Below are 1,487 nucleotides of genomic sequence, written 5' to 3'. Positions count from 1 at the left end.
TTCCCGGCGGTGCCCAAGTGGGCGCTGGCCAAGTGGATCGGCCTGCCGGAAGAGACCCGGCCGTTGATCCTCTGCGAATATGCCCACGCCATGGGCAACAGTCTGGGGGGTTACGCCCACTACTGGCAGGCGTTTCGCGATCATCCACGTCTGCAAGGCGGGTTTGTCTGGGATTGGGTCGATCAGGGGCTCGACAAATACACCGCCGATGGTCGCCACTACTGGGGCTATGGCGGCGACTTCGGTGATGTGCAAAACGATCGCCAGTTCTGCTGCAACGGTCTGCTGTTCCCTGATCGCACCCCCCATCCCGCCCTGTGCGAGGCGAAGCGCGCCCAACAGCCGTTCCGCTTCACTCTGCTTGAGCACACCCCGCTGCGGGTGAGGATCGAGAGCGAATACCTGTTTCGGGAAACCGACAACGAGCGGCTTTGCTGGCAGCTGTGCGAGAACGGCCATGTGCAGCAGCAGGGGGAGGTTTCCCTTGAGCTGGCGCCACAGGGGGTGATCGAGTTGACTCTGAGCGAGGCGTTGCCCCCCTTTGCGGCAGGCTCACTGGCTTGGCTCGATCTGGCCATCGTTCAGCCGCAGGCTACCCTATGGTCGCAGGCGGATCACAAGGTCGCCCGTCAGCAGTTCACCCTGCCGACCCCCCTTGCCCTGCCAGCGCCGGTCGCTGCCGCTACCCTGAGCGAGCAGCCGGATGGCTGGCGGATCACCGCCGCAAACAGCCAGTGGTGGCTCGACAAGCTGAGCGGCTGCATCACCAGTTGGCAAAAATCGGGGCAGGAGCAGTTGCTGGCGCCGATTATGGATCACTTCTACCGGGCGCCGCTCGACAACGACATTGGCACCAGCGAAGCGGATCACGCCGACCCCAACTCCTGGATTGCCCGCTGGCAGGGCTGTGGTCTCGGTCAGTGGCAGCACCGCTGTCTGGGGATTGCGGTCGCCGGAGGGGATATCCGGGTCAGTCATGGCTACTTCCACCACGATGAGCTGCTGCTGGTGAGTCACTGGCATCACCGCTTTACCGACGATGGCGCCATGAGCCTGGAGATAGAGACCGAGCTGGCACAGGTGCTGCCGTCGCTGCCGCGGATCGGTCTGCTGCTTCATCTGGCCGAGGTACCGGCGCGAGTCGAATGGCTTGGGCGTGGGCCGCACGAGAACTATCCGGATCGTCTGCTGGGCGCCGATCTTGGTCGCTGGAGCCTGCCGCTGGAGGCGATGCATACCCCTTACATTTTCCCGAGTGACAACGGCTTGCGCTGTGATACCCGCCAGTTGCAGCTGGGCAGCACTATGGTGAGCGGCAGCTTCCATTTCAGTGCCAGCCGCTTCAGTCAGCAGCAGCTGGCCGCCGCCCGTCACCAGAGCGATCTGGTGGCTGAAGAGGGGATGTGGGTCTGTCTCGATGGCGCCCACATGGGGGTGGGCGGGGATGACTCCTGGAGCCAAAGCGTGCGTCCCGAGTATCAACTGCT

General features: G+C 63.8%; 1 protein-coding gene. It reads left to right on the top strand.

What is annotated here, in order from left to right; genetic code table 11:
* A partial coding sequence (locus G5179_RS20775) for a glycoside hydrolase family 2 TIM barrel-domain containing protein (RefSeq protein ID WP_421259027.1) occupies positions 1 to 1,487 on the top strand: 1,487 nt, incomplete at both ends.

The sequence above is a fragment of the Aeromonas sp. 600886 genome (assembly GCF_049174935.1).
In the GTDB taxonomy this organism is placed as follows: Bacteria; Pseudomonadota; Gammaproteobacteria; order Enterobacterales; family Aeromonadaceae; genus Aeromonas; species Aeromonas veronii_A.
This window is presented reverse-complemented; position numbering and strand designations above follow the sequence as displayed.